Annotated in this window: 29 protein-coding genes; 19 read left to right on the plus strand and 10 right to left on the minus strand. The window is 29.7% G+C overall.

What is annotated here, in order from left to right:
* Positions 1 to 200 precede the first annotated feature (200 nt).
* Positions 201 to 2,465, minus strand: a complete 2,265-nt coding sequence (locus tag Q0662_RS09415) for an RNB domain-containing ribonuclease (RefSeq protein ID WP_298949117.1) — start codon at positions 2,463 to 2,465, stop codon at positions 201 to 203.
* A gap of 948 nt (positions 2,466 to 3,413) precedes the next feature.
* Here Q0662_RS09415 and rpiB point away from each other — a divergent pair.
* On the plus strand, positions 3,414 to 3,848 hold the full coding sequence (gene rpiB, locus Q0662_RS09420) for a ribose 5-phosphate isomerase B (protein ID WP_298949119.1): 435 nt from the start codon (positions 3,414 to 3,416) through the stop codon (positions 3,846 to 3,848).
* 45 nt (positions 3,849 to 3,893) lie between these two features.
* A complete protein-coding gene (locus tag Q0662_RS09425) occupies positions 3,894 to 4,337 on the plus strand; it encodes a GNAT family N-acetyltransferase (RefSeq protein WP_298949121.1) in 444 nt (147 codons plus the stop codon).
* Positions 4,338 to 4,540: 203 nt separating this feature from the next.
* Here Q0662_RS09425 and Q0662_RS09430 read toward each other — a convergent pair whose 3' ends face one another.
* Both Q0662_RS09430 and Q0662_RS09435 read right to left on the minus strand, forming a co-directional pair.
* Positions 4,541 to 5,107: a pseudouridine synthase gene (locus Q0662_RS09430; RefSeq protein ID WP_298949163.1), complete on the minus strand. Its 567-nt coding sequence runs from the start codon at positions 5,105 to 5,107 to the stop codon at positions 4,541 to 4,543.
* 72 nt (positions 5,108 to 5,179) lie between these two features.
* Complete coding sequence (locus Q0662_RS09435) at positions 5,180 to 5,353, minus strand: hypothetical protein (protein WP_298949122.1); 174 nt, start codon at positions 5,351 to 5,353, stop codon at positions 5,180 to 5,182.
* 188 nt (positions 5,354 to 5,541) lie between these two features.
* Here Q0662_RS09435 and recA point away from each other — a divergent pair, with 188 nt between their 5' ends.
* Both recA and Q0662_RS09445 read left to right on the plus strand, forming a co-directional pair.
* Entirely contained in the window at positions 5,542 to 6,552 is a 1,011-nt protein-coding gene (gene recA / locus Q0662_RS09440) for a recombinase RecA (protein ID WP_298949124.1), read from the plus strand.
* Between the two features lie 142 nt (positions 6,553 to 6,694).
* Positions 6,695 to 7,234, plus strand: coding sequence for a GNAT family N-acetyltransferase (locus tag Q0662_RS09445; RefSeq protein WP_298949125.1), 540 nt, complete (start codon positions 6,695 to 6,697; stop codon positions 7,232 to 7,234).
* A gap of 2 nt (positions 7,235 to 7,236) precedes the next feature.
* On the opposite strand, the gene Q0662_RS09450 is transcribed toward Q0662_RS09445, so the two are convergent.
* From Q0662_RS09450 to Q0662_RS09460, 3 genes are all read right to left on the minus strand, one after another.
* Complete coding sequence (locus tag Q0662_RS09450) at positions 7,237 to 7,389, minus strand: PspC domain-containing protein (protein WP_298949126.1); 153 nt, start codon at positions 7,387 to 7,389, stop codon at positions 7,237 to 7,239.
* Between the two features lie 137 nt (positions 7,390 to 7,526).
* Entirely contained in the window at positions 7,527 to 7,958 is a 432-nt protein-coding gene (gene dut / locus Q0662_RS09455) for a dUTP diphosphatase (RefSeq protein WP_298949128.1), read from the minus strand.
* 2 nt (positions 7,959 to 7,960) lie between these two features.
* On the minus strand, positions 7,961 to 8,152 hold the full coding sequence (locus Q0662_RS09460; protein ID WP_298949129.1) for a hypothetical protein: 192 nt from the start codon (positions 8,150 to 8,152) through the stop codon (positions 7,961 to 7,963).
* 190 nt (positions 8,153 to 8,342) lie between these two features.
* On the opposite strand from Q0662_RS09460, the gene Q0662_RS09465 reads away from it, so the two are divergent.
* The 4 genes from Q0662_RS09465 to Q0662_RS09480 all read left to right on the plus strand — a co-directional run bounded on the left by Q0662_RS09465 (position 8,343) and on the right by Q0662_RS09480 (position 13,001).
* Positions 8,343 to 9,338: an NAD(P)H-dependent glycerol-3-phosphate dehydrogenase gene (locus Q0662_RS09465; RefSeq protein WP_298949130.1), complete on the plus strand. Its 996-nt coding sequence runs from the start codon at positions 8,343 to 8,345 to the stop codon at positions 9,336 to 9,338.
* A gap of 87 nt (positions 9,339 to 9,425) precedes the next feature.
* Positions 9,426 to 10,085, plus strand: a complete 660-nt coding sequence (locus Q0662_RS09470) for a hypothetical protein (RefSeq protein ID WP_298949132.1) — start codon at positions 9,426 to 9,428, stop codon at positions 10,083 to 10,085.
* A 5-nt stretch (positions 10,086 to 10,090) separates the two neighbouring features.
* Positions 10,091 to 11,359: an MFS transporter gene (locus Q0662_RS09475; RefSeq protein WP_298949133.1), complete on the plus strand. Its 1,269-nt coding sequence runs from the start codon at positions 10,091 to 10,093 to the stop codon at positions 11,357 to 11,359.
* A gap of 166 nt (positions 11,360 to 11,525) precedes the next feature.
* Positions 11,526 to 13,001: a Na+/H+ antiporter NhaC family protein gene (locus Q0662_RS09480; RefSeq protein ID WP_298949135.1), complete on the plus strand. Its 1,476-nt coding sequence runs from the start codon at positions 11,526 to 11,528 to the stop codon at positions 12,999 to 13,001.
* Between the two features lie 23 nt (positions 13,002 to 13,024).
* Here the strand turns inward: Q0662_RS09480 and Q0662_RS09485 are convergent, their stop codons facing one another.
* The 4 genes from Q0662_RS09485 to pheS form a co-directional block, all read right to left on the minus strand.
* Entirely contained in the window at positions 13,025 to 13,207 is a 183-nt protein-coding gene (locus Q0662_RS09485; protein WP_298949136.1) for a hypothetical protein, read from the minus strand.
* A 51-nt stretch (positions 13,208 to 13,258) separates the two neighbouring features.
* The gene (locus Q0662_RS09490) at positions 13,259 to 13,570 is read right to left on the minus strand and encodes a GIY-YIG nuclease family protein (RefSeq protein WP_298949138.1); all 312 of its coding nucleotides are present in this window, start codon (positions 13,568 to 13,570) and stop codon (positions 13,259 to 13,261) included.
* 154 nt (positions 13,571 to 13,724) lie between these two features.
* Positions 13,725 to 14,120 (minus strand): hypothetical protein, encoded by a 396-nt coding sequence (locus tag Q0662_RS09495; protein ID WP_298949140.1) that lies wholly within the window; start codon positions 14,118 to 14,120, stop codon positions 13,725 to 13,727.
* Between the two features lie 80 nt (positions 14,121 to 14,200).
* Positions 14,201 to 15,220, minus strand: coding sequence for a phenylalanine--tRNA ligase subunit alpha (gene pheS / locus Q0662_RS09500; RefSeq protein ID WP_298949141.1), 1,020 nt, complete (start codon positions 15,218 to 15,220; stop codon positions 14,201 to 14,203).
* Positions 15,221 to 15,428: 208 nt separating this feature from the next.
* Between pheS and gdhA the strand changes: the two genes are divergently transcribed.
* The 11 genes from gdhA (at position 15,429) to Q0662_RS09555 (ending at position 25,246) form a co-directional block, all read left to right on the plus strand.
* Positions 15,429 to 16,772 (plus strand): NADP-specific glutamate dehydrogenase, encoded by a 1,344-nt coding sequence (gdhA, locus tag Q0662_RS09505; protein WP_298949165.1) that lies wholly within the window; start codon positions 15,429 to 15,431, stop codon positions 16,770 to 16,772.
* A 306-nt stretch (positions 16,773 to 17,078) separates the two neighbouring features.
* The gene (locus Q0662_RS09510) at positions 17,079 to 17,918 is read left to right on the plus strand and encodes an alpha/beta hydrolase (RefSeq protein ID WP_298949142.1); all 840 of its coding nucleotides are present in this window, start codon (positions 17,079 to 17,081) and stop codon (positions 17,916 to 17,918) included.
* 30 nt (positions 17,919 to 17,948) lie between these two features.
* A complete protein-coding gene (gene dinB, locus Q0662_RS09515; protein WP_298949143.1) occupies positions 17,949 to 19,031 on the plus strand; it encodes a DNA polymerase IV in 1,083 nt (360 codons plus the stop codon).
* Between the two features lie 93 nt (positions 19,032 to 19,124).
* Entirely contained in the window at positions 19,125 to 20,261 is a 1,137-nt protein-coding gene (locus Q0662_RS09520; RefSeq protein WP_298949145.1) for an FAD-dependent oxidoreductase, read from the plus strand.
* Between the two features lie 9 nt (positions 20,262 to 20,270).
* Complete coding sequence (locus tag Q0662_RS09525) at positions 20,271 to 20,987, plus strand: methyltransferase domain-containing protein (RefSeq protein WP_298949147.1); 717 nt, start codon at positions 20,271 to 20,273, stop codon at positions 20,985 to 20,987.
* A complete protein-coding gene (locus Q0662_RS09530; RefSeq protein ID WP_298949149.1) occupies positions 20,984 to 22,036 on the plus strand; it encodes a type III polyketide synthase in 1,053 nt (350 codons plus the stop codon). The genes Q0662_RS09525 and Q0662_RS09530 overlap by 4 nt, the downstream gene beginning before the upstream one ends.
* Before the next feature lie 56 nt (positions 22,037 to 22,092).
* Positions 22,093 to 22,530 (plus strand): hydroxymyristoyl-ACP dehydratase, encoded by a 438-nt coding sequence (locus tag Q0662_RS09535; protein ID WP_298949167.1) that lies wholly within the window; start codon positions 22,093 to 22,095, stop codon positions 22,528 to 22,530.
* Positions 22,531 to 22,646: 116 nt separating this feature from the next.
* Entirely contained in the window at positions 22,647 to 23,918 is a 1,272-nt protein-coding gene (locus tag Q0662_RS09540) for a beta-ketoacyl synthase (RefSeq protein WP_298949151.1), read from the plus strand.
* 63 nt (positions 23,919 to 23,981) lie between these two features.
* Positions 23,982 to 24,233 (plus strand): acyl carrier protein, encoded by a 252-nt coding sequence (locus Q0662_RS09545; RefSeq protein WP_298949153.1) that lies wholly within the window; start codon positions 23,982 to 23,984, stop codon positions 24,231 to 24,233.
* A complete protein-coding gene (locus Q0662_RS09550) occupies positions 24,226 to 24,795 on the plus strand; it encodes a 4'-phosphopantetheinyl transferase superfamily protein (protein ID WP_298949155.1) in 570 nt (189 codons plus the stop codon). Before Q0662_RS09545 ends, Q0662_RS09550 begins: the two co-directional genes overlap by 8 nt.
* Complete coding sequence (locus Q0662_RS09555; protein WP_298949157.1) at positions 24,785 to 25,246, plus strand: 3-oxoacyl-ACP synthase; 462 nt, start codon at positions 24,785 to 24,787, stop codon at positions 25,244 to 25,246. The genes Q0662_RS09550 and Q0662_RS09555 overlap by 11 nt, the downstream gene beginning before the upstream one ends.
* The last annotated feature ends 59 nt before the right edge of the window (positions 25,247 to 25,305 follow it).

Genomic DNA, 25,305 nt, shown 5'->3' on the forward strand with positions numbered 1-25,305 from the left:
TATACCAATTATAACGATTTTTTTAGCTCTCTATTACATAAATAACGTTAAAATTTATCTCATTTTTAGCGTTTTTCTAGTAATTTAATTTAATAATATTTTATCTTTTATAACTCGTATACTAATATATTTTTTATAACAATTAATCATAATATATAAATGATATTTTATTTTTGTTAGAAGAATAACTAAAATATTAATTAATCCTCAATTAAGTTAAAATCTAAGTGCTTGCGTTCTAAATCTGTTTTCTTTACTTGAACGCTTACATCATCTCCTAGTTGATACATTTGTTTGGTAGATTGCCCTACAATAGCATATTGTTTTTCATCAAAAATATAATAATCGCTTTTTATATCTCTAATACGAACCATACCTTCACATTTATTTTGTTTTATTTCAACATAAATACCCCATTCTGTAACACCTGTAATTACCCCTTCAAAAATTTCATTTTTATGTTCTTGCATGTATTTTACCTGCATGTATTTTATAGAATCTCGTTCAGCTTTACTAGCTAACTCCTCTCTTTTTGAAGAATGCTTACATTTTTCTTCATAAGAAAGCGCTTTTGGGCTGTTTCCACCATCTAAATAATGCTGTAATAATCTATGTGTCATTACATCTGGATAACGTCTAATTGGTGATGTAAAATGACTGTAATAGTTAAAAGCTAATCCATAATGACCAATGTTTTGGGTTGTATAAACAGCTTTAGACATGGTTCTAATAGTTAAAGTTTCTATCATATTAGATTCTGCTTTACCATGTACATCACTTAAAAGTTGATTTAAAGAGTCTGATGTGGTTTCTTTTGTATCTGTATTAATTTTATAACCAAATTTGCTAATAATATTCTGTAAAGAAGCTAATTTTTCTACATCTGGCTCATCATGAACTCTATAAATAAAAGTTTTACCAGAAGGTCTGCCTTGTTTTTGTCCTATAAATTCAGCTACTTTTCTATTGGCTAATAACATAAATTCTTCAATTAATTTATTAGCATCTTTAGAGGATTTAAAAAATACTCCAACAGGATTTGCTTCTTCATCTAAGTGAAACTTTACTTCTACTCTATCAAAAGAAATAGCACCTTGTTTCATACGTTTTTTACGTAATTTTTTTGCTAATTCATCTAATTTTAAAGTAGCCTCTACAATTTCTGTAGAAACTTTATAAGCAGCTCCTGTTATAGAAACATCATTAGGAATTGTATTTTTAAAAGACTTTTTGATACTTATATTCTCATCCTTCGAAAATTCACTCGAAGTGACGCTTTTGTTTTCTTGATTCTGCTCTATTAAATATTGTGCTTCTTCATATGCAAAACGCTGGTCTGAATAGGTTACTGTTCTACCAAACCACTCGCCTACTATTTGTGCTTTTTCATTAATTTCAAAAACTGCAGAAAAAGTTAATTTTTCTTCATTAGGCCTTAAAGAACAAACACCATTAGATAACATTTCTGGTAACATAGGTACTACCCTATCTACTAAATATACAGAGGTTGCACGTTCGTAAGCTTCGTGATCTAAAATAGTGTCTTGTTGTAAATAATGAGAAACATCTGCAATGTGAATACCAACTTCGTAATTTCCATTTTCTAACTTAGTAAAAGACAATGCATCATCAAAATCTTTAGCATCTTTAGGATCTATGGTAAAAGTTAAATCTTTACGCATATCTCTACGTTTGCTAATTTCATCTTTAGTAATTTCTATGGATAGATTTTCGGCATCTTTTTCTACTTCTGCAGGAAACTCGTAGGGTAAATCGTATTCTAATAAAATGGAGTGCATTTCTGTATTATGATCTCCTGGTTTTCCTAATACTGTGGTGATTTTACCAAATGGGTTTTTAGAATTTTCTGGCCAATCAGAAATGGTAGCTTGTACTTTATCTCCATGTTCTGCACCATTCATTTTATTTTGCGATATAAAAATATCTGCATACATTTTGTTATTATCTGGAATTACAAAACCAAAATTTTTATTTTTTTGTAAAACCCCAACAAATTCCGTTTTTGCGCGTTCTAAAACTTCTACAATGTCTGCTTCTACTTTTTTACTTCTTTTACGCTGATAAATATAAGCTCTAACCACATCTCCATGCAATCCTTTTCCTAAATTAACATTGGGTATAAAAATATCATCTTCATAATCATCTGTTATAAAATATCCATTTCCATTTGATGTAATATCTAAAGTTCCTATAGAGTATTTACGGTCTTCGTTTATTTGAAACTTACCTCTATCTACTTCTTTTATTTTTTTAGTTGCTGTTAGTTCTGTTAATTTTTTTAAAATTTGAGTTTTACCATCAGTATCAGAAATACCTAATTTACCAGCAATTTGTTTGTAATTATAAAACTTACTACTATCTTCATTTAAAATTCTAAAGATATTTCTGGTTAAATCTTTAATAATTTTACCTTTCTTTTTATATATTTTCTTCTTTTTTGGCATATACTACAGTGTATTTTTAAAGTGATCCCAAAATACAATTATTTGTGTTGAATCTTATTAATTAAGTGTTATGATTCTTTGCTTGTATTTTGATTGTATGTTAATTTTTAAATGGAATTTTTATTACTTATGGAAGTACTACTTTATAAACCTAAAAATAAGTAATATTCTTTATTTAAAATACAATTGTAATAAAACGATATTAGAATAGTATTTAGAAATATATTTCGATTATAGAGAAGGATGTCTTTTTAAAGATTCGAAATACTAATGCAAACATAGGTAAAAACTTTGTATATAACTATTTTACTTTCTTTTCTATTTTAATCTTCTTTTTCTAGAAAATTTAAACACTTATAAACATTCTATATTATAATTATTTTTCTTTTAGAAAATTTTAAAAAAAATATGATGTTTATAATAGTATGTGAATAGTTACTATAAATTTTTAAACTTTTATTTTTATGTATGAGTTATTAAAAATAGCTGACAATTTATAAGTTATTTAAATCCTTAAAAATCAACTTTAAAATACAGTTGTTAACAATAGTTATAAACAGCTATCAACCTATTTTAACTCATAACTATTTTACTTTTCTATGTAAATAAATTGTAAATTTTATGTTGATAAAGTTTTATCAAAAATCAATAAAAAAAGTTGCGTATATCAATTTACTACTTGTATTGTAATAATTTTTTTACCCACCAAAAAAACTTACGAGTTTTTCAATACAACTTCTTAACATTCTCTTAAAACGCTAAAAACTTAAAAATTAAAGAGTTATTAAAATTGTATAAAATAACGTTGTTTATAACTGTTGATAAGCATAAATTTCTATATTTTTGTTGATGTAACTTCGTCATTACGAATGTAATGAAGTAATCTTTTTATTTATGAACAGATACTTTATTATTTTTCTTGTAATGGTAAAATTTAAAAAATAAATAATGACAATTGCCATAGGAAACGATCACGCAGGAACTGAATACAAGTTCGAAATTATTAAACATTTAGAAGAAAAAGGACATTCTGTAATAAATTTTGGTACAGATACTAATAGTTCTATGGATTATCCAGATGCAATACATCCAACAGCAGATGCTGTAGAATCTGGTAAAGCAGAATTAGGTATTATTTTATGTGGTTCTGGAAATGGCGCACAAATTACTGCTAACAAACACCAAGGTATTAGAGCTGCTTTATGTTGGAATAAAGAGTTGGTTGCTTTAACAAGACAACATAATGATGCGAATGTTTTAACTATTCCTGCACGTTTTGTGTCTTTACAACAAGCAATTGGTTTTGTAGACGTTTTTTTAAATACAGAATTCGAGGGTGGAAGACATGCTACAAGAGTAAATAAAATTTCTTGTGCTGGGTAATTTTTTCTTTCATTACTGTAGAGATAAGAATCTATTTTTAAAGTTATGAATTTTAGAACAAAATTCTTTTCAGAATTAACCACAACAGAATTGTATCAAATACTACAATTACGTTCTGAAGTTTTTGTGGTTGAGCAAGACTGCGTGTATCAAGATGTTGATTTTAAAGACCAAAAAGCAATCCATATTTTTGGTAAAAAAAATGATAAAATTATTGCTTACACACGTATTTTTAAACCTGGAGATTATTTTAAAAATGCAAGTATTGGTAGAGTAGTGGTTGCTGCAAACCAAAGAAAATTTGGTTATGGACATCAAATAATGAAAGTTTCTATAGATACCATAAAAAAATATTTTAAAGTTGATGAAGTTACTATTTCTGCTCAAAAATATTTACAAAAATTTTACGAATCTCATCAATTTAAACAAATAGGAGATGAGTATTTAGAAGATGGAATACCTCATATAAGAATGGATAGAGAATTTTAATTAGATTAATAAATATTTTCTATTTTATTATCACAACCACCTTTTTATTTTTTTTCACTTTTTTTATTCATTTTGTAGATTAAATACCCAAAACCTACCAAAAAGTGTAAAATAATTATGACAGCAACAATGTAAATTGTAGTGTTAGAATTATCCATAGTTCCAAAATTAAATAGAATTAAAAATATAGAAGGTAATATTTGTTACATTAAACTATCTACCTCTAGAACTTCACCAACTTCTAAATTTCCTAATTCAATTTTTCCAATACGAACTCTTATTAATCGTAAGGTAGGAAAACCCACGGCAGCTGTCATTTTTCTAACTTGTCTAAATTTTCCTTCTCTAATACAAATAGAAACCCAACTTGTTGGGCCATGTCTAGCATCTCTAATTTTTTGACTTCTTAACGGAAAATTAGGATCTTTAATTATAGCAGCTTTCCCTGGTTTTGTTAGATATTTTTTTCCATTAAAACCAATTTCTACACCTTTTTTAAGTTGATGAATTTCGTTTTCAGTAATAATTCCATCTACTTGAACATAATATTCTTTTTCGTATTTACTACTTCTAATTGCTTCAGATACTTTACCATCTGTTGTTAATAAAAGTAAGCCCTCAGAAGGCACATCTAATCTTCCAATTGCCATAGTTCCCTTAGGAAAATTAAACAATTCTCCTAACAATCTTTTCTTGCGTTTAGCAGGGTTTACAAACTGAGAAATCATTCCCCATGGTTTGTGAATGACAAAATGATGATGATTTTTAATCAAATTATAAAATTTTAAATTGCACTTAAAATTCGTTTTCCTCTCTAAGAGTCGTATATTTTATTTAGAAAATTATTGGTCTGTATATTGTGAAATAGAATCAATATATAACTCAGTATCAAGCTCTATCCACAACATAAAATTATCAAAACCTTTGGTGGTAATTTTTTGATTGTTATAAATTAATTTTTTTATCTGAATTTCGTCAACCTTTATTATTTTTTTGATAAACCTACTTGTTTTCATTAACTTTAAAAGAGATTAATGCTCCTTTTTCTATTGTAACAACACTATTTTTATAGTTAAGAGAAAGTATATTATTCATGTTTATAAATTATATGACAATACTACAAAATTCGAAATTATTTTTTAGGAATTTATAGAGAGTTTTTTGTAACTTGCTATACTTTTTAAAAAACAATTTAGCAATATTTATGGCAGCAGCAGATAAAGAAAAAACAGCAAAACTAAAGGCTTTACAACTAACTTTAGATAAATTAGATAAAACTTACGGAAAAGGCTCTGTAATGAAATTAGGAGATGTAGTAACCGAAGATGTAGATGCGATTTCATCTGGTTCTTTAGGTTTAGATTTAGCTTTAGGTGTTGGTGGTTATCCAAGAGGTAGAGTTATCGAAATTTATGGACCAGAATCATCAGGTAAAACAACCTTAACAATACATGCAATTGCAGAAGCACAAAAAGCAGGTGGTATTGCAGCATTTATTGATGCAGAACATGCTTTTGATAAATTTTATGCAGAAAATTTGGGGGTTGATATAGATAATTTAATTATTTCTCAACCAGATCATGGAGAACAAGCATTAGAAATTGCAGACAATTTAATTCGTTCTGGAGCTATAGATATTGTTGTTATTGACTCTGTTGCAGCATTAACACCAAAATCTGAAATTGAAGGTGAGATGGGAGACTCTAAAATGGGTTTACATGCACGTTTAATGTCTCAAGCCTTGCGTAAATTAACAGGTACTATTTCCAAAACAAATTGTACGGTTATATTTATCAATCAATTACGTGAAAAAATTGGGGTAATGTTTGGTAACCCAGAAACAACTACAGGAGGTAATGCACTTAAGTTTTATGCATCAGTTCGTTTAGATATTAGAAGAAGAACACAAATTAAAGACGGAGACAAAGTTATTGGAAACAGTACCAAAGTTAAAATAGTTAAAAATAAAGTAGCGCCTCCTTTTCAAATTGCAGAATTTGATATTATGTATGGACAGGGAATTTCTAAAGTTGGTGAAATTTTAGACATTGGTGTTGAATTAGGAATTGTTAAAAAAAGTGGTTCTTGGTTTAGTTATGGCGAAACCAAATTAGGCCAAGGTAGAGATGCTGTTAAAGGTTTGATAAAAGACAATCCAGAATTAGCAGAAGAGTTAGAAGGAAAAATAAAAGATGCCATTGATAATCAAGAATAAGTTAGTAAAACTAAACCTGATAAAAATCGGCATGTAATCAATATTATATTATTTTTAAACTGCTATAAATTAATCAATCTATAGCAGTTTTTTTATGCCTTATTTTTAATTATTTTTGAGAGTATAAGTAAACTATTTTACATTGATAAAAGTAGCAGAAAACCTTTTTTTAAAAGAAATAAAAAACTCCGATTGCGCAACTCTTTATAGTTTGATGCAAGAAATATATCCATCAGCTTACAAACATTTTTGGTTAGATGATGGGCAATGGTATGTAAACACTCAATATGCTAAAGAAAATATTTTAAAAGAACTATTAGTAACAAATGCAAATTATTATTTTATTGTTTATAAGGATGAATTTGTGGGCAATTTTAGAATTATTTGGGATGAAAAATTATCAGGTTTGTCTCAAGAAAAACAAGTAAAATTACATCGTATTTATTTGCATCAAAAATTACAAGGTAAAGGAATAGGAAAACAATTATTACTTTGGTTTGAAGCTTTTTCTAAATTAAAAAACTATACTGTTATTTGGTTAGACGCTATGGATGCACAACCACAAGCATTTCAGTTTTACAAAAATTTGGGTTATAAATACCATTCGCACACCTTTTTAATGTTTGATAATATGTTAGATGAGGTTAAAAAAATGAGTCAGCTTTATAAAGAAATTAAGTAAATTTATTCGTTAGACAATACCTTAACCAACCATAATATTAAATAAGCACCAATACCAAAACCAACAAATAGTACTAATAAAACAAACAGAATTCTAATATTTTTTGCTGTAAAATTTGTTTTTGTACTTAACCATTTACATACTCCTAAAATCATAATTTTTGTTTTTTAATATTGATAATAAAAAGACTTTTTAAAAAACGCTTAAATTACTTTAAACATATATTTGTTTTCCCTGGATGAAAGAAAAAATTTACACCAGAGTTTTCCCCTTTGGGGAATTAAAGGGGCTTTTAAACTCCTGTACTACCAAAACCACCAGAACCACGTTCTGTTTCACTTAAAACAGTTACTTCTTGCCAATTTATACGTTCATGTTTTGCAATTACTAATTGTGCAATTCTTTCGCCATCATTAATTACAAAATCTTGCTTAGATAAATTAACTAAAATTACACCAATTTCTCCTCGGTAATCTGCATCTACAGTTCCAGGGCTGTTTAAAACCGTAATTCCCTTTTTAGCGGCCAAACCACTTCTAGGTCTAACTTGCGCTTCAAAACCAATTGGTAACGCTATAAATAATCCTGTTTTTACAATGGCTCTTTCTAAAGGTTTTAATATAATTGCTTCACTAATATTTGCTCTTAAATCCATACCGGCAGCACCTTCTGTTTCGTAGTTTGGTGTAGCGTGTTTTGATTTATTTATAATTTGTACGTTCATTATTAATAATATAAAAATGTAATTGTTTCTAAAAATTCTGCTTTCCAAAAAGATTCTGTATGTTTTCCTCCAGCCACTATTTTGGTGTGTATATTTTCTTTTGTAAACCCCAAATCTACTAATAATTTTGACATATTATTGGTGTCAGCCATCATAGTACCTCCTTCAGTATCTTTAAAATTGAAACATTGCACGTTTTAGTAGGTTTTTTTCAGTTGCATTTGTTTCTTTTTTATAAGAAAATATTAAAGAAAACATACAAGTTAAAACCAAAAATTAATTTTTCATAGAAAACAAATGTGCTTTTACAAATATAATAATTCAAAGAAGTATTCATCAAAAGATACTAATTTTATTACATTTGAGCTTTAAACTAAATGTAGAATGGACGAACATACAAATATTGCAGTAATTGGTGGCGGTAGTTGGGCAACAGCAATTGTAAAAATGTTACAAGAAAATTTAGAAACAGTAGGTTGGTATATGCGAAATGAATCTATAATTGCTCATATTATAGAAAATGATCATAACCCTAAATATTTATCTTCAGCAGATGTTTATGCTAATAAGTTAGATTTAACAGGAGATATTAATAAAATTGTAACGAATTACGATGTCCTTATTTTTGCAATTCCCTCTGCTTTTTTAACTTCAGAATTAGACAAACTAACTACATCTCTAGAAAATAAAATTGTTTTTTCTGCTATTAAAGGTATTGTGCCAGAAACAGGTTTAATTGTTGGCGAACATTTTAATCAACAATATAACATTCCTATAGAAAATATAGGTGTTATTACTGGACCTTGTCATGCAGAAGAGGTGGCAATGGAGCGTTTATCTTATTTAACCATTGCTTGTCAAGATGAAGAAAAAGCAAAATTTATAAGTAAATCTTTAGAAAGTTGGTATATAAAAACCAAAATTTCTGATGACATTATTGGAACAGAATATGCAGCCATGTTAAAAAACATTTACGCTGTTGCTGCAGGTATTGCTCATGGATTAGGGTATGGTGATAATTTTCAGTCAGTTTTAATGAGCAATGCAATTCGCGAAATGAAAAAGTTTATTAAAAAAGTACACAAAATGAAACGTAACATAAACAACTCTGCTTATTTGGGTGATTTGTTAGTTACTGGCTATTCTGTTTTTTCTAGAAACCGACAGTTTGGCAATATGATTGGTAAAGGATACACAGTAAAATCTGCTCAAATGGAAATGAGTATGATTGCAGAAGGATATTATGCCACAAAAAGCGCCTTTAAATTAAAAGAAAAAAACGGTGCTAACACACCCATTATCAACGCAGTTTATAACGTTTTGTATAATCATAAAGACCCTAAAAAGGAGTTTAAAAAACTAACACACAAACTTAATTAGTAGTTTAAAAGTTATTTTCTTTTTAAGGTTTTATTTTCTATAAATTGTTTATTTTTGAACATTCGTTTAAAATATTAAACAACTACCATGAAAACAATACAAGAAGTTGTAGAAAGTACCATTAGAAAAACTCCTTTTATAGAAGAAGCTTTACATGAAAAGTTGATAAACGTTTCTTCTTTAGCAAGAATTATTTTACCAGAAGTTTCTGCTGTTTTAAAAAAAGATGTTAAAGTAGGTGCAGTAATGATGGCTATCAACAGGCTTTCTCCTGCAAGTGAGTTACGTATTAGAAAAAATATAAAAAAACTAGCCTTAGATTTAGGAGATGTTATTGTACGTTCTGATTTATGCGATTTTACTTTTAAAAACACCCCTTCTTTATTAAAAGAAATTGCTAAAATTTTAAATAAATCTTCAGAAAGTTCAGACTATTTTTTAACGGTTTCTCAAGGTATTTTTGAAACAAATATTGTTACCAGTAAAAACTTACAACCTTACGTTAATAAAATTTTCGATAAAGAAACCATTATTTCTAGTGTGTTAGATTTGGCATCCATCACTATAAAATTACCAAAAGATAACCAAGAGCAATCTGGTATTTATTATTTTATATTAAAACAATTAGCTTGGGCAGATATTTCTTTACAAGAAATAATTTCTACCACAAATGAAATGACAATTGTCGTAAAAGAAGAAGATATAAATCAAACATTTGCCATTTTAATGGATATGAAATTGAGCTAAAAAAAATGGCGAAAAACGATCCTTATGCGGCACTTAGAATAAAGGAGTTTAATATTTTTTTATTTGTAAGATTTTTATTGGTTTTTGGTTGGTCTATGCAATTTATTGTTATTGAGTGGCAAGTCTACTCTATTACAAAAGACCCACTTTCTCTTGGTATTATTGGGTTGATGGAAATTATTCCAGCATTTTCTATGGCTTTATTTGCAGGCCATATCGTAGATCAATCAGAAAAAAGAAATTTATTAGCAAAGTGTACTGCTGCATTTTCTTTAATTAGTTTGGGTTTGTATTTTTTAACTACAGCAAACATTATTAATAATTGGTCTACAAATACTATTTTGTATGGTATTTATGCACTCGTTTTTTTTGGTGGTTTTTTACGCTCATTTTTTGGTCCTACCATATTTTCTTTAGTTGCGCTATTAGTCCCTAAAAAAATATATCACAATGCTGCAACTTGGAGTACAAGTACTTGGAAAACAGCTTCTGTTTCTGGGGCACTTTTTGGTGGTTTTTTAATAAGTTGGATAGGTGTAGATAATACTTTATTATTGGTCTTTATACTAGTAATATTATCGTTAATTTTTACTTTTTCTATACAAAAGAAACCCATTTTAAATACAAAAATTGGCGAGCCAATGATGCAAAGTTTAAAAGCAGGTGTAAAATTTGTTTTTAAAACCAAAGAAATTTTAGGGGTTCTAACTTTAGATATGATTGCAGTACTTTTTGGAGGTACAGTCGCTATTTTATCTGTTTTTGCACAAGATATTTTAAAAGTGGGCCCAGAAGGTTTTGGCCTTTTAAACGCCTCTATTTCTATAGGAAGTATTGTAACTATGTTTTTAACAACCTATATTCCTATCAATAAAAAAACAGGACTAAAAATGTTGGTTTCTGTATTTATTTTTGGAATAAGTATCATTGCTTTTGGCTTATCTTCTATATTTTTGGTAAGTGTTTTAGCATTGTTTATAAGTGGTGCTGCAGATGGTATTTCTATGGTAATTCGTCAAACCATTTTACAATTAAAAACACCAGATGATATGAGGGGTAGAGTGTCTTCTGTAAACTCTATGTTTGTAGGTTCTTCTAACGAACTTGGTGCGTTTGAAAGTGGTTTAGCAGCAAAATTAATTGGGCCAGTTGCAGCTGTTGTTTTTGGGGGTACAATGACTTTATTAACGGTTGGTTTTACAGCCATTACAAACCCAACTTTAAGAGAATTAGATTTAACTCAAGAAATTAAAGAAAACGAAAAAGAAGAATAAACCAACTCAAGAATCGTTCTAAATATATCAAAATAAGGTCTAATCACAGGTATTAAACATTAATTTTTTATAGAATTTAGACATTTAAATAAATAGATTCGCCACCACCAAACTACATTATCTCAAAGTATTAATTTATTACCTTTATCCAAAATAATACACTTTTATGGAATATGGATTTCTATCAATAATACCACCTATTATTGCCATTATTTTAGCCTTAAGAACCAAGCAAGTATATATTGCTTTGTTATTTGGCATCTGGTTTTCTTGGTTAATTATAGAAGGCTGGAACCCCTTACAAGCCACTTTATCTATGGTAGAAGGAATGGTAAATGTATTTCAGTCCCAAGGAAACACAAGAACCATAATGTTTAGTGCTTTGGTAGGTGCTTTGTTAATATTTATTCAATTTTCTAGAGGTGTAGAGGGTTTTATAAATATTATAAATAAAAAATTAGTAAAATTAGAAAGTAAAAAAACAGGTTACAGTAGAGTAATGGTGCAAATTCTGGCAACGTTAACAGGTTTGTTATTGTTTGTAGAAACCAGTATTAGTTCTTTAACTGTAGGGACATTGTATCGTCCAATTTTTGATAAATTAAAAATACCAAGAGAAAAACTCGCTTATATTGCAGATTCTAGTTCTGCACCTTCCTCAATTTTAATCCCTTTTAATGCATGGGGAGCTTTTATTATGGGCCTGTTATTAACACAAGGTATAGAGCAACCTTTTTCTGTAATGATTGCCTCTATTAAATATAATTTTTATCCCTTATTGGCAATTATTTTAGTGTTTGTAGTTATTTTATCAAAAAGAGATTTTGGTTTGATGAAAAAAGCCGAAAAAAGAACCAAAGAAACAGGTTTGTTAATGAATAAAGGTTCTAAACCTATGGTTTCTGATGAAGTTACTTCTTTTCCGCCCAAAGAAGGCATACCACCTAAAGCCTATAATATGGTTGTCCCTTTATTGGTAATGGTTTGTATGATGCCCATCAACTTAATATATACGGGTTGGAATCAAGTAAAAACATACACTTCTACTTTTGATCATGTACAACAAGCCATTGGTGTAGGTTCTGGATCTTCATCTGTTTTATATGCAGTAATTACAGCACTTTTAGTAGCTATTATTATGTATATGATTCAGGGTTTTTTAAAACCCAAAGAAGCTGTAAACTTAACCTTAAAAGGGGTTAGCGAGTTAATGCCATTAGCCTTGTTAATGTTATTAGCCTTTGCTATTGGAGACGCTTGTAAAGTATTAGACACAGGTAATTATGTGGCAAACGCAACAGAAAGTTGGTTATCGCCACAATTATTACCAGCAGTAGTTTTTATAGTAAGCTCTTTTATTGCTTTTTCTACAGGAACTTCTTGGGGTACTTTTGCAATTATGATGTTAATTTCTATACCTATGGCAAATACACATGGTGCAGATATAACCATGGTAGTAGCAGCCACTTTAGGAGGTGGTATTTTCGGAGACCATTGTTCGCCCATTTCAGATACTTCCATTATTTCTTCTATGGCCTCTGCTAGCGATCACATAGATCATGTAAAAACACAATTACCTTATGCGCTTTTTGGTGGTTTAATTACGGTTATTTTGTATTTGATTCTTGGGTTTTTAGGGTAAGTAAAGTACAATTCTACACTTGTTTAGAGCTTAATTTTTTGTTTAGTTTCAAACGGATTTAATCGATTTTCCATCCAGTTACCAACCAGTTTTGTCATTCCGTAGGAATCTTCTGGGTATAGTTTTGGGTTTTGTAGAGACATTTTGAGCAAGACAATTTGGGTGTGACAAGCTTTGTGTAATTGTGTGTGGGATGCTTTCAGCATGACAAACTGTGTGTTTCAAAAACTTTTAATAAAACTTTGGCTCAAACATACTTATTCAAACAAATGATTCATAAATTCCATTTTAGCATTTTTTTCTAAAATCAAATTAATTTTCTTTTGTCTTGTTAAGTTTTTTATTTCTTTTTCTCTCGCAATTGCCTCTTGTATCCAACCAAAATGTTCATAATACAACAAATAATGTACATTGTATTTCGCAGTAAAACTTTTAGGATTCTTTTTTTGTTGGTGCTGTTGTAATCTTAATTTTAGATTGTTGCTAACACCAGTATATAAAACCGTTTTATGTTTATTGGTAATAATGTAAACGTAAAAATTGTAGATACCTGAAGTGTGGGATATCATATTGTGGTGGTGTTTAGGTTTGTTCTTTTTTTATTAAAGTAAAAATATGTAAAGTTTGTTATTTTTTAGGAATCTCATGCGTGTAGTTTAGAATTTTTATGCGAGACGCTTACAGCGTGACAAACTGTGTATGAAAAACTGTGTATTTTAAATATTATTTAACTAAAACCCCACGTTTATTCAACTCAGGTAAAAAACGTAAAGCACCTTCTTTAATTGTATTTGCTTTAAAAATAAATGTTTTTTCAAACAAAGTATTTCCCTCAAAAAAAGTTACTTGAAAACGATTGTTTAGTTTAAATAATTCAGGTTGAATTAACTCTACCTTAGCAAAAGAATTTGCAGGTAATTTTTCTACTTTTTTTCGCAATAAAGAAGTTGTTTTTGTAGTTGAAAAACCTTGCGAAACAATGACCACCATTTCTATGTCTACCTCTTTATTATTAATGATATAAACATTCCAGTCGTCTGTTTTATAAATATCATTGTATTCATAAACAACAGCTATTTCTACATTGGTAACTTCTGGTATTTGGATGTCTTTTTTCAAAATTTGTTTTTAAAGTTTTAATGTAAAAAAGTTTACAAAGTTAAAAAGCCTTTCAACTTTAATAAATTTCTACTTTTGAACTAAATTACCGACTTAAACTGTTCTAAGAAACGTTTATCATTTTCATAAAACATTCTAATATCTGGTATTTGATATAACAACATGGCAATACGTTCTATACCCATTCCAAAAGCATAGCCAGAGTATTTTGTAGGATCTATATTCGCATTTTTAAGAACGTTTGGGTCAACCATACCACACCCCATAATTTCTAACCAACCTGTTCCTTTGGTAATTCTATAATCGGTTTCTGTTTCTAATCCCCAGTAAATATCAACCTCTGCACTTGGTTCAGTAAACGGAAAGTAAGAAGGACGCAATCTAATTTTAGATTTCCCAAACATTTCTTTTGTAAAATACAAAAGCGTTTGTTTTAAATCTGCAAAAGAAACGTCAGTATCTATATATAAACCTTCTACTTGATGAAAAATACAATGTGCTCTTGCAGAAATATCTTCGTTTCTAAAAACCCTACCAGGAGAAATGGTTCTAATTGGGGGCTTGTTTTCTTCCATATAACGTACTTGTACAGAAGAAGTATGTGTTCTTAGCAAAATATCTGGATCTTGCTCAATAAAAAATGTGTCTTGCATGTCTCTTGCAGGATGATATTCTGGCAAATTTAAGGCTGTAAAGTTATGCCAGTCATCTTCAATTTCTGGGCCTTCAGAAACGGTAAACCCAATTCTGTTAAAAACATCAATAATTTGGTTTTTTACTAATGATATTGGGTGTCTTGAACCTAATTCTATAGGCTCTGAAGGACGCGTTAAATCACCATAAAAACTTTTTTGATTTGTGCTGTTTTCTAAAGTTTCGTTTAAAGCCGCAACTTTATCTTCTGCTAATTTTTTTAGGCTGTTTAATGCTTGCCCAAAATCTTTACGCATTGCTGCATCAACATTTTTAAACTCAGCAAATAAATCTTTTAGCAAACCCTTGCTTCCTAAATATTTAATTCTAAACGTTTCAACCTCTTCTTTTGTAGTAGCATTAAATGCGTTTACATCTCCAATAAGTTCCTTTACTTTATCTAACATTTTTAGGTAAAATTAAGGAACAAATTTAGTGTTTTTTATAGAGTTTTATCAATCTAAAACTTAAAAAACAAAAACACCTCTCGAAATCGATTGAAATAAGGTAATGAAGACGTTAAATAAAATATAATTATTATTTCAATAATCTATAATTTAATTATCTTTGCAGATGAAAATTTTACTAAATTCATAAAAAACTATGTCAAAAAGTATAGAGTTAAAAATTAAGGAGTTTATGGAAATGGTTAAAAGTAGAAATAACCATGAGCCAGAATTTTTACAAGCCGTTCAAGAAGTTGCAGAAACTGTAATTCCTTATATAGTAAATCACGATATTTATCATGGAAAAAACATCTTGTTAAGAATGGTAGAACCAGAAAGATTAATTTCTTTTCGTGTTTCTTGGGTAGATGATGATGGAGAAATTCAAGTAAATAGAGGATATAGAATACAAATGAATTCTGCAATTGGGCCTTACAAAGGGGGTTTGCGTTTTCATCCAACAGTAAATGCAAGTATTTTAAAGTTTTTAGCTTTTGAGCAAGTGTTTAAAAACTCTTTAACCACATTGCCAATGGGTGGTGGTAAAGGAGGTTCTGATTTTGATCCAAAAGGAAAATCAGACAATGAAATTATGCGTTTTTGTCATGCTTTTATGAGCGAATTATTTAGGCATATTGGACCCAATACAGACGTGCCAGCAGGAGATATTGGTGTGGGTGCAAGAGAAATTGGTTTTATGTTTGGAATGTACAAAAAATTGAAAAACGAATTTACAGGTGTTTTAACAGGAAAAGGACAATCTTGGGGAGGGTCTTTAATTAGGCCAGAAGCAACAGGTTATGGTACGGTGTATTTTGCACAAAACATGATGCAACGTAAAGACGATTCTTTCAACGGTAAAAAAATTGTAATTTCTGGTGCTGGAAACGTGGCACAATATGCTGCTGAAAAAGCCATAGAATTAGGAGCAACTGTTTTAACTTTATCAGATTCTGGTGGTTATATTTTAGATGAAGAAGGCATCGATTTAAAAAAATTGAAGCATGTAATGCATATTAAAAATGAAAAAAGAGGTAGAATTAGCGAATATGTAAATAAGTATTCATCAGCAAAATATTTTGAAGGAGAAAAACCTTGGTCTGTAAAATGTGATATTGCTTTACCATGTGCAACCCAAAACGAATTAAATGGAGAAGAAGCAAAGCAACTAATTAAAAACGGTTGTTTGTGTGTTTCTGAAGGGGCAAATATGCCATCTACACCAGAAGCAATTCACGAATTTCAAAAAGCAAAAATTTTATTTGCACCAGGAAAAGCAAGTAATGCAGGTGGAGTTGCAACTTCTGGTTTAGAAATGAGCCAGAACTCTTTAAGAATTTCTTGGTCTAGAGAAGAAGTAGATTCTAGATTAAAAGATATTATGGAAGATATACACGATTCTTGTGTAGAGTATGGAGAAAACGAAGATGGTTCTATAGATTATATTAGAGGTGCAAATATTGCAGGTTTTGTTAAAGTAGCAGACGCAATGTTAGCACAAGGTATTATCTAAAATTTTCTAAGTTATCATAAATTGGAAACGCATCAAGTATTTGGTGCGTTTTTTTGTTTATTTGTGTATCTAAAATAAAACATGTTTTTTTTACAAGTATAATCTTAGGATTTTTTATTGCTAAAGGTGAAAGTACTACAGCAATTTTTTAAATTTAACAGTAGTAAAATTCAGTTTAAGAAATGTAAAAAGACCCGCTTTTTGTTTAATTGGAGGATTTGCGAATGAACTATTTTTTCAAGAAAATATTGGAGCTTATTTAGCCTAGTAAATTTAACGCATCTTCTCAATAAATAGCATTGTATTATGAAAATTTTAAAAAATATACTAATTCAAGGAAAACATCAAAAACCTATTGTTACAGATGTTTTTTATAAACAAACTCATCAACCAAAAAAAGTAGTTGTTTTTTGCCACGGTTACAAAGGTTTTAAAGATTGGGGTGCATGGAATATAATGGCAGAAGCATTCGCTAAAGCTGATTTTTTCTTTGTAAAATTCAACTTTTCTCACAATGGAGGTAGTGCAGAAAACCCCACAGATTTTCCTGATTTAAATGCTTTTGGGAATAACAATTACACAAAAGAATTAGACGATTTAGAAAGCGTTTTAGATTGGGTTTTATCCGAAGAAAAATTTAAAATCGAAATAAAATCTAACGATATTTCCATTATTGGACACAGTAGAGGAGGAGGGATTGTTTTGTTAAAAGCGAATGAGGATGAGAGAGTTAAAAAGGTAATTACATTGGCTGGAGTTTGTGATTTTGGTTCAAGATCTTCTACCATTGGTGATTTAGAAAACTGGAGAAAAACAGGGGTTAAATATGTTGTTAACGGACGAACTAAACAACAAATGCCTCACTTTTACCAGTTTTACATTAATTTTAAAGAAAACGAAGAACGCCTAAATATTCAAAAAGCAGCTAAAAATATTACCATACCCCATTTAGTAATTCATGGGGATGTAGACACGTCTGTTTCTATAAAAGAAGGAGAAAACCTACATCAATGGAACGCGAAAAGTGAGTTTGAAATTATTAAAAATGCAGACCATGTTTTTAATGTTTCTCATCCATGGAAAAAACCAAACATGTCTAAAGAGTTAAAAAGCGTTACAAATCTTTGTATCAATTTTTTAAGATAATTTCAACTTCAAATTTTGTAATTTCGAAAGATGGAATTGCAACCTCCTTTTCGTAAAATAATTCATGTAGATATGGATGCTTATTATGCATCTGTAGCGCAGTTAGACAATCCAGAATTAAGAGGTAAAGCCATTGCTGTTGGTGGCGGTGGAGATAGAGGTGTAGTTTCTGCAGCCAGTTACGAAGCTAGAAAATTTGGCGTAAAATCTGCGATGAGTAATGTGCTGGCAAAACAAAAATGTCCTCATATTATTTTTGTAAAATCAGACTTTGAAAGATACAAAGAACTTTCAGCAAAAATTAGAGAAATTTTTTACGAGTATACAGATTTAGTAGAGCCCCTTTCTTTGGATGAAGCTTATTTAGACGTTACAGAAAACAAAAAAGGGAATCCGTCTGCAAATGCTATTGCCAGAGAAATTAGATGCCGTATTTATGATGAAACAGGTTTACATGCTTCTGCAGGTATTTCTATCAATAAATTTATTGCTAAAGTTGCTTCTGATATTAACAAACCAAATGGTCAAAAAACGGTTCATCCAGAGGACGTTTTACAATTTTTAGAGGATTTACCCGTTAACAAATTTTATGGAGTAGGTAAAGTTACTGCAGCTAAAATGTATAATTTAGGCATTTTTGTGGGTAACGATTTAAAGAAAAAAACATTAGAAGAGTTGGTGCAATTGTTTGGTAAATCAGGGGCGCATTATTACAATATTGTTCGCGGAATTCACAATAGCCCAGTGAAACCAAATAGAATCAGAAAGTCTTTAGGAGCAGAAAGAACTTTTTTTGAAAATATATCATCAGAAATATTTATGCTAGAAAAATTAGAAAATATTGCAGATGAATTAGAAAGAAGAATGAAAAAAGCCAACACCAAAGGAAAAACGGTAACTTTAAAGATAAAATATTCTGATTTTACCCAACAAACCAGAAGTAAAACAGTATCAAATTTTTTACAATTAAAAACAGAATTTATGCCCATTGTAAAAGAGCTATTGTATCAAGAAAAGTTATTGAATTCTGTAAGACTGTTAGGTATTTCTTTTGGAAATTTAAATACAGAAAAAAAAGAACCTGTTTGGGTACAACTAAAATTTGAGTTTTAAGAAAAATATACTTTTAAAACTAAAAAGACCTTCGTGATAAAATAATAAGTAAGTGAATAAAAACCTTTAGACCAAAATTAGGGTGTCAAATACATGAATAAAGATAAATTGAAATACGATATTGTTATAGTTGGTGGAGGTTTAGCAGGTTTGTGCAATGCAATTCACTTATCTAAATTCGATAAAAAAGTTTTATTGATAGAAAAAAACAATTACCCCAAACACAAAGTTTGTGGCGAATATATTTCAAATGAAGTTTTACCTTATTTAGAATTTTTAAACGTTAATCCATTTAATTTTGGCGCCGTAAAAATTGATGATTTTCAATTATCTACCACAAAAAATAAAGTGATTACTGCAAAATTACCTTTAGGTGGTTTTGGTATTTCACGTTACACTTTAGATTTCGAATTGTATAAAAAAGCCAAAGAAAATGGTGTAGAAATTTTACAAGATCAAGTGATAAATATCAATTTTAAGAAAGATGTATTTACTTTTGAAACAAAAGAAAATAACAGTTTCACTTCAAAAATTTGCATTGGTGCTTTTGGTAAACGTAGTTTGTTAGATATAAAATTTGAGCGCGATTTTATCAAAAAGAAATCGCCATATTTAGCTGTAAAAATTCATGTAAAAGGCAATTTTCCTAAAAACAAAGTGGCTTTACACAATTTTAAAGGAGGCTATTGTGGTGTTTCTAAGGTAGAAAATGATGTGATCAACCTGTGTTATATTACTAATTTTTCATCTTTTAAAAAACATAAAAATATTACTGATTTTCAAGAAAATGTGGTTTTTAAAAATACATTTTTAAAAGAAATGTTTCAAAATGCAAGTCCAATATGGAAGCAGCCTTTATCTATCAGTCAAATTTCTTTTGAACCCAAAAAGCCAGTAGAAAATCATATCATTATGTCTGGTGATGCTGCAGGCATGATTCATCCACTATGTGGAAATGGAATGAGTATGGCAATACAATCTGCACAAATAGCATCTAAACTGATTCTAAATTACTTGAATGATAAACTTGAATCTAGAAAGCAATTCGAAAACCTTTATATTACACAGTGGAACAAGCAATTTAATTGGCGTTTAAAAGCAGGTCATTTTATAGCAATGTTGTTTAGAAAAGACAAAATTGCATCGTTTTTATTATCAATTTTAAAGAGAATGCCATTTTTATTACCTCTAATTATCAAACAAACGCATGGAAAACCAATCAAACTCTAAAAATCAATAATGGATTTTTTCATCAACACAAAACAAAGAACAGACAAAGAAGAATTGATGGACGATTTTTCGATTGGTGGCGATTTGTTGCGAGATACTTTAGATAAATTAGAGAAAATTAACAGATGGTTAGGAGGCAATAAAGTAACAGTAAATGGCTTAAAGGCGCTCTTAAAAAATCACCCAAAAGAACAAAAAATTACCATTGTAGATATTGGTTGTGGGCATGGAGATATTTTAAGAGATGTTGCAAAATTTGGGCGTAAAGAAGGCTATAAATTCAAATTAATAGGTGTAGATGCCAACTCAGCAGCCATAGATTATGCCAACGAATTATCTATGGAATATCCAGAATTGAGTTTTAAAACTCAGGATATTTTTTCTAAAGATTTTAAATCTGAAACCTTTGATGTAGTAATAGCCACCTTGTTTTTGCATCATTTTAAAGAAGAACAATTGGTTTCTTTTTTAAAAAACACCATCAAACAAACTAAAATTGGCATGGTGGTTAACGATTTACACAGACATACATTAGCCTATTATTTGTTTCTATTACTGTCTATTTTTATCAGCAATAAAATGATTATTGAAGATGGGTTAACCTCTGTTTTAAGAGGATTTAAAAGAGATGATTTAGAGAAAATTTCATCAAAAATAAATGTTACTCCACAAATTTCTTGGAAATGGGCATTTCGTTTTCTGTGGACTATAAAAAAAATAAAATGAAAGTAAAAATAACATCAGTAGCCAAACAGCTACCTAAATATTATAAAGAAACCAAAGACATTATTCCGTTTGTAAAGTTATGGATGCAAAATCAAGAAACCCGTTTTCAACGAAAAGTAATCAAGCTCTTTGAAGGCGCAGGTGTAGATAAACGGTATTCTATTATGGATCCAGAAGAAGTTTTTACAGCCACTTCTTTTGAAGAAAAAAATGATATTTATACAAGAGAGGTAGTACAATTGGCAGAACAATCTTTAAAAAAATCGTTAGAAAAAGCAAGTTTAAAACCCACAGATATCGATTACATAATTACGGTAAGTTGTACAGGAATTATGATTCCTTCAGTAGATGCATACCTTATAAATTCCTTAGGGATGAAACAAGATATTGTGCGTTTGCCAGTTACAGAAATGGGTTGTGCAGCAGGTGTATCTGGAATTATCTATGCCAAAAACTTCCTAAAAGCCAACCCAAATAAAAGAGCTGCTGTTATTGCCGTAGAAGCACCTACAGCAACGTTTCAGTTAGAAGATTTTTCGATGACAAATATTGTTTCTGCGGCTATTTTTGGTGATGGGGCTTCAGCAGTAATTTTGTCATCCTATCAAGAAGATGAAGGCCCAACAATTATAGACGAGGCCATGTATCATTTTTATGACGCCACAAATATGATGGGTTTTAAACTGGTAAATACAGGTTTGCAAATGATTTTAGACAAAGAAGTTCCACAAAAAATTGCAGACCATTTTCCTGCGATTATTCATCCATTTTTAGAAAATAATAACTTAACTATTAACGATGTAGATCACTTAATTTTTCATCCAGGAGGAAAAAAAATAGTACAAACTGTAGAAGAATTGTTTGGTGTTTTAGGTAAAAATATAGAGGACACTAAAGAAGTTTTGCGTTTGTATGGTAATATGTCTAGTGCTACAGTTTTGTATGTTTTAGAAAGATTTATGGATAGAAACCTGCAAAAAGGAGAACGTGGAATTATGTTAAGTTTTGGGCCAGGATTTTCTGCACAACGTATATTGTTAGAGTGGTAATTTAGACCTCAAAAGTTTTTAAAACCTGTGAGGTCTGTAAAATGAAGTTAACAAAAATGAATAACCAACACATCATAAATAACCTACCTTATCAAAAACCCTTTTTGTTTGTTGATAAAATTATAGAAATCGACGAAAATGGAGTCAAAGGAGCTTATACTTACAAAGAAAATGAATTTTTTTACAAAGGACATTTTAAAGATAAGCCAATAACACCTGGTGTAATTTTAACAGAAACCATGGCACAAATTGGTGTAGTTTGTTTGGGTATTTTTTTGTTGAAAGATGAAATAACAGCAACTAAAAAACCAAAAATTGCTTTAACATCTAATCAAGTAGATTTTTATTTACCAGTTTTACCCAACGAAAAAGTAAACGTAACTTCAGAAAAAGTTTATTTTAGATTCAACAAACTATCATGTAAAGTAAAAATGATGAACACCCAAAACCAATTGGTCTGTAGAGGTACTATTTCAGGAATGTTAATAGTTTAGTTAATCAGACCTCAAAGGTTTTAAAAACTTTTGAGGTCTAGAAATTTAATAAAGTAAAAGAAGTGTTAAACCTGTAAATAATCCGTAAAATACGTGTCAAAAAATAATCACAAAAGATGAAAAACAGAGTCGTTATAACAGGTTTAGGAGTAGTTGCTCCAAATGGAGTAGGTTTACAAGCATTTACAAATGCCATAAAATCTGGAAAATCAGGTATTACATATCATCAAAATTTAAAAGATAAAGGTTTTTCTTGTTGTATTGGAGGTATTCCAGAAGTTTCCGAAGAAAAAAAACAAGAATATTTAACACCCTTACAATTAAGAGGTTTCAAGTCAACTTCTATTTTATATGGAGTTATGGCAGGTATAGATGCTTGGAAAGACGCAGGTTTTACTGTTGATGAAAATTCACCTTTAGATTATGATACAGGATTAATTTTTGGAACAGGAACTTCAGGAATTGAGAAATTTAGAGAAGCCATTTATAAAATAGACGACCAAAATGTAAGACGTTTAGGAAGTACCTCCGTTTTACAAACCATGGCAAGTGGTGTAACTGCTTATTTGAGTGGAATTTTAGGTTTTGGCAACCAAGTAACCACAAATTCATCTGCTTGTACAACCGGTACAGAAGCTTTATTAATGGGTTTTGAACGTATTAAAAACGGAAAAGCAAAACGAATGTTGGTTGGGAGTTCTAGCGATAGCAGTTTATATACTTGGGGAGGTTTTGATGCCATGCGTGTAATGACTTATAAACATAATGAAAGTCCAGAAAAAGGCTCAAGACCCATGAGTACAACTGCATCTGGTTTTGTTCCTGGAAGTGGAGGTGGCGCTTTGGTTTTAGAATCTCTAAAAAGTGCATTAGCAAGAAAAGCCACTATTTATGCAGAGGTTTTAGGCGGTAATATCAATGCTGGTGGACAAAGAAAAGGAGGTACTTTAACAGCGCCCAATGCAGAGGCTGTTCAGAAATGTATTACAAATGCCATTGCAGATGCAAAAATTACTGCTAAAGAAATTGATGTTATCAATGGGCATTTAACAGCAACTTCAAAAGACGCTTTAGAAATAGAAAATTGGACCAAAGCCTTGGGTAGAAATGGAGTAGATTTTCCATTGATAAATTCGTTAAAATCGCAAGTTGGGCATTGTTTAGCAGCAGCAGGTGCTATAGAATCTGTGGCTGCTGTTATTCAAATAAAAGAGCAATTTGTGTTTCCAAATATCAATTGTGATGATGTGCATCCTGAAATTTTAGCATTGATTGACAAAAATAAAATTCCGAGAAAAAAAACAGACACAAATATTACTATTTTAGCAAAAGCAAGTTTTGGTTTTGGTGATGTAAATGCTTGTGTTATTTTTAAGAAATATAATTAACTTACACTTAAAGACTTTGCAGGTTTTAAAAACCCTTGAGGTCTGAAAAATATTTAGAACAACATGAAAAAAGAAGAAATCATACAAAAATTAACTACCATCGTAAAACCCTATGTTCAGAACGAAGAAGGGTTTAAAAACATGTCTGAAGAAACAGATTTTATTAACGATTTAGAAATAAATTCAGCAAATTTGGTAGATATTATTTTAGATGTAGAAGATGCCTTTAACATAGAAATAGACAACGATTCTATGGAAAAAATGTTGAATGTAAAAGCTACAGTTGCTATTATTCAATATAAAATGAATGCCTAGAATTGGAAACGATATTATTGATTTAAACCTTGCCAAAACACAAAGTAATTGGCAAAGACCAGGGTTTTTAGAAAAACAATACACCCAAAAAGAGCAAGCGGCCATTTTAAAATCAGAAAACCCATTTGACCAAGTTTGGTTGTTTTGGAGTATGAAAGAAGCTGCCTATAAATGCCATGTTCAGCAGTTTCAAAAACGTTTTTTTGCACCCCAAAAATTTTCATGTAAAATACTTTCTAATCAAAGTGGAATTGTACAATTTAATACCCTTATATATCATATAAAATATATAGTAACAAATAATTACATTTACACAGTTGCAATAGAAAAAAATGACATAAAAATGATTTCAAAGCTATTTTTTATTGATACTATTTTGAATACCACCAAAATTATTGATAAAAAAATACAAGCTTATTTTTCATCAGCAATACAAATTAAAAAAAATGCTTTGGGCATTCCTTTTATTTATCAAAATAGTGAAAAAACAACCATAACTCTTACTAAAACCCATCATGGAAATTATGGTGCCTTTGCTTTTGTACTAGATAATGAATTTTAAACAAGAACTTTTTACGCAATGTGAAAACTTTGTAAATAAACGCTTACAAACTGTAGAAGAAATTATTACTTCTAACCAGAAAGGATTGCAATCTGAAACTAAAAATTCTGCTGGCGATAAACATGAAACAGGACGTGCCATGTTGCAGTTGGAAATAGAAAAAGCGAGTCAGCAATTAGCAGGCATAACACAAATGAAAGAAATATTAAACAGAGTAGATGTTTCTAAAACTAGCAAAAATGCACATTTGGGTAGTATTATTTTTACCAACAAAGCCAACTATTTTTTAGCAATTTCTGCAGGTAAGCTAACAGCCAGTGGTAAACATTTTTTTGCTATTTCTGTATCTTCTCCCATTGGAAAATTGTTATTGGGCAAAGTAGAAAATGATGAGGTTACTTTTAACGAACAACGTATTAAAATTGAACAGGTTTGTATTATACTGAAATAGGTTGACCTTTTTTTAGGTTTAATTTATACGTTCAAACTATTTTTTTAAGCCGTTTAGAA

Origin of the sequence: uncultured Polaribacter sp. (assembly GCF_947503855.1) — a bacterium.
Taxonomy (GTDB): Bacteria; Bacteroidota; Bacteroidia; order Flavobacteriales; family Flavobacteriaceae; genus Polaribacter.

Excerpts from the sequence above, each read along its gene's own strand:
- Q0662_RS09510 (WP_298949142.1), top strand. The coding sequence starts at position 17,079 with ATGAAAATTTTAAAAAATATACTAATTCAAGGAAAACATCAAAAACCT.
- recA (WP_298949124.1), top strand. The coding sequence starts at position 5,542 with ATGGCAGCAGCAGATAAAGAAAAAACAGCAAAACTAAAGGCTTTACAA.
- Q0662_RS09480 (WP_298949135.1), top strand. The coding sequence starts at position 11,526 with ATGGAATATGGATTTCTATCAATAATACCACCTATTATTGCCATTATT.
- Q0662_RS09520 (WP_298949145.1), top strand. The coding sequence starts at position 19,125 with ATGAATAAAGATAAATTGAAATACGATATTGTTATAGTTGGTGGAGGT.
- Q0662_RS09470 (WP_298949132.1), top strand. The coding sequence starts at position 9,426 with ATGAAAACAATACAAGAAGTTGTAGAAAGTACCATTAGAAAAACTCCT.
- Q0662_RS09550 (WP_298949155.1), top strand. The coding sequence starts at position 24,226 with ATGCCTAGAATTGGAAACGATATTATTGATTTAAACCTTGCCAAAACA.
- dut (WP_298949128.1), bottom strand. The coding sequence starts at position 7,958 with ATGAACGTACAAATTATAAATAAATCAAAACACGCTACACCAAACTAC.
- Q0662_RS09540 (WP_298949151.1), top strand. The coding sequence starts at position 22,647 with ATGAAAAACAGAGTCGTTATAACAGGTTTAGGAGTAGTTGCTCCAAAT.
- Q0662_RS09555 (WP_298949157.1), top strand. The coding sequence starts at position 24,785 with ATGAATTTTAAACAAGAACTTTTTACGCAATGTGAAAACTTTGTAAAT.
- Q0662_RS09415 (WP_298949117.1), bottom strand. The coding sequence starts at position 2,465 with ATGCCAAAAAAGAAGAAAATATATAAAAAGAAAGGTAAAATTATTAAA.
- Q0662_RS09535 (WP_298949167.1), top strand. The coding sequence starts at position 22,093 with ATGAATAACCAACACATCATAAATAACCTACCTTATCAAAAACCCTTT.
- Q0662_RS09525 (WP_298949147.1), top strand. The coding sequence starts at position 20,271 with ATGGATTTTTTCATCAACACAAAACAAAGAACAGACAAAGAAGAATTG.
- Q0662_RS09490 (WP_298949138.1), bottom strand. The coding sequence starts at position 13,570 with ATGATATCCCACACTTCAGGTATCTACAATTTTTACGTTTACATTATT.
- Q0662_RS09545 (WP_298949153.1), top strand. The coding sequence starts at position 23,982 with ATGAAAAAAGAAGAAATCATACAAAAATTAACTACCATCGTAAAACCC.
- Q0662_RS09475 (WP_298949133.1), top strand. The coding sequence starts at position 10,091 with ATGGCGAAAAACGATCCTTATGCGGCACTTAGAATAAAGGAGTTTAAT.
- Q0662_RS09450 (WP_298949126.1), bottom strand. The coding sequence starts at position 7,389 with ATGATTTTAGGAGTATGTAAATGGTTAAGTACAAAAACAAATTTTACA.
- Q0662_RS09435 (WP_298949122.1), bottom strand. The coding sequence starts at position 5,353 with ATGAAAACAAGTAGGTTTATCAAAAAAATAATAAAGGTTGACGAAATT.
- rpiB (WP_298949119.1), top strand. The coding sequence starts at position 3,414 with ATGACAATTGCCATAGGAAACGATCACGCAGGAACTGAATACAAGTTC.
- Q0662_RS09530 (WP_298949149.1), top strand. The coding sequence starts at position 20,984 with ATGAAAGTAAAAATAACATCAGTAGCCAAACAGCTACCTAAATATTAT.
- dinB (WP_298949143.1), top strand. The coding sequence starts at position 17,949 with ATGGAATTGCAACCTCCTTTTCGTAAAATAATTCATGTAGATATGGAT.
- Q0662_RS09465 (WP_298949130.1), top strand. The coding sequence starts at position 8,343 with ATGGACGAACATACAAATATTGCAGTAATTGGTGGCGGTAGTTGGGCA.
- pheS (WP_298949141.1), bottom strand. The coding sequence starts at position 15,220 with ATGTTAGATAAAGTAAAGGAACTTATTGGAGATGTAAACGCATTTAAT.
- Q0662_RS09425 (WP_298949121.1), top strand. The coding sequence starts at position 3,894 with ATGAATTTTAGAACAAAATTCTTTTCAGAATTAACCACAACAGAATTG.
- Q0662_RS09485 (WP_298949136.1), bottom strand. The coding sequence starts at position 13,207 with ATGCTGAAAGCATCCCACACACAATTACACAAAGCTTGTCACACCCAA.